Source organism: Frankia sp. CoWAU3 (assembly GCF_977971855.1).
On the sequence record NZ_CDWWXB010000196.1, the window covers coordinates 5,671 to 7,744 of the forward strand.

Here is a 2,074-nt window from a genome sequence, read left to right on the forward strand (position 1 = left end):
GCGGCGGCGGTGGCCCATCCCAGCGCGAACAGCCAGAGCACCGCCACCGACGTCTGGGTGTGGCGTGGTCCCGGCGGTAGGGCCACGACGTCGAAGCGGGTGAGCAGACCGGCGGCGAGGGCACCGGCTGCGACGGCCCACGGGCGGCGCCGCTGCCAGCGGTCGAACGCCGGCACGCCGAGCAGGGCCGCGAGGACCAGCAGGATCTGGACCAGGGCTTCGACGAACCAGAACTCCCAGGGTGGGCCCGCGCGGTCCGGCCCGAACACGCTGTTGAGCAGCACGATGTTGGCGGGTCCGTGTTCGTCCATGACAAGCACGAGTACGGTGATGAAGACGATGCTCGGCACCGCGAGGTACGCGATGCTGCGGAGCAGCCCGCGGACCCGGTCGCGCCGCGGCGCCGCGGTCAGGTGGAAACGGGCGAAGTTGTAGCCGGCGACGGCGATGAGGAGATGGGCGCCCCCGAGGATGCCGCCGACGGTGTCGAAGGTGTTGGCGTGCGTCCCGACGATCAGCACGATCGCGACCGCCCGGAGCAGCACGCTGGTCTCGATCGAGCTGCCAGAGCCGCCAGCCCTGCGCTTCGGTCGCGTGGCCGGCTTCAGATCCCGCACGGCCATGGTGTGCCAGCCGGCGGGCAGGTGTCCGAGGGCGTCCTCCAGCCGCAGTGACAGTTCCACGTAGGACAGCGAGTCGCCGCCCAGGCTCACGAAGGTGCTGTCGTCGGTGACATCGTCGCGGTGGAGCAGCTCGGCGAACAGCCGGCGTACGTCGGCTGTTCCGTCCGACGGTCCGTCCCGCCCGGTGGGCGCGGTCGTGCGCGCCGGTCGCGCGTCGCGGGCGATCTCCTGCAGCGCGACCAGGTCCGGTTTGCCGGTGGCCAGGCGGGGCAGGGCGGCCAGGGGGTGGACGCGGACGGCGTTCTCCGGCAGCCGGCAGGCCCGCGCGACCAGCCGGCGGACCGAAGGCGTGTCCCGGTCGCTCTCGATCATCACGTCGACGGCGTCGTCGCTGGTCACGCAGCAGGCGCTGAGCCCCTGGCCGGCGAGGGTGTCCTCCACGTGTTGCAGGTCGATCCGGATCCCGAAGACCTTGGCGAATCTGGTCTGCCGTCCCACGATCTCGTACAGGCCGTCGTCGGTGCGGCGCGCGACGTCCCCGGTGCGCAGCTCGTCGAGCGTCGGACCGAGCGCGAGGTCCGAGGCCGTCCGCGCGTAACCCATCATGACGTTGGGCCCGGAATAGACGAGCTGCCCCAGATCCCCGGTGCTGTCGGTGCTCCTAGTGTGGTCGGCCAGCGGCTCGAGCCGGAACGACCCGCCCGGGACCGGGACTCCGATGGTGTGGGGGTGGGTCGGCGCGAGGTGTGGCGGCAGGCAGGCCATCCGCGCCGTGGCCTCGGTCTGGCCGTACATCACGACGAAGTCCCAGCCGTTGCGTCGTCCGAGCTCGGCGTAGCGGGCCACCCGGTCCGGCGCCAGTCGACCGCCGGCCTGCGTGATGTAGCGCAGATGCGGCAGCGACATCGCGTCGAAACCGATCCTGTCGAGCAGGTCGAACGTGTAGGGGACGCCAGCCAGCGAGGTTCCCTGCCCGTCCCGGAAGAGGTTCCAGAAGCAGGCGTCCACGACGGACAGGGACGTCGGGATCAGACCGGCCCCGCACAGGAGGTGACTGTGCACGACCGACAGCCCGTAGCAGTAGTAAAGGGGCAGGGTCGTCGCGGCGCGGTCGCCGGGGCGAAGGCCGAGGCACTCGACGATCGACTCGGCATTGGCCTGCAGGTTCGTGTACGACAGCCGGACCAGTTTCGGTGAGCCCGTCGAGCCCGACGTGCTCAGCAGCAGCGCGAGGTCCGGATGAAGGTCGTGCTTCGAGCCCTCCCGCCGCTGCTCGACGCGGGTCCGTGTGCCGGCCGGGCGGATCACCACGTCGGGGTCATAGGACGTGATCAGGGCGTCGGTCGACGCGGCGTTGTCACCCGGCACCAGCAGGACCGCGTGCCCGGCGGACAGCGCCGCCAGGTACAGGACGAGGACGTCGATCGTGTTGACCGCAGCGAGGAGCACCA

Annotated in this window: 1 protein-coding gene; it reads right to left on the minus strand. The window is 71.2% G+C overall.

The genetic code is table 11. The features are described from left to right. Nucleotides 1-2,074, minus strand: a 2,074-nt coding sequence (locus AC08ON_RS15010) for a non-ribosomal peptide synthetase (protein WP_476617186.1), incomplete at both ends; no start/stop codon positions are given.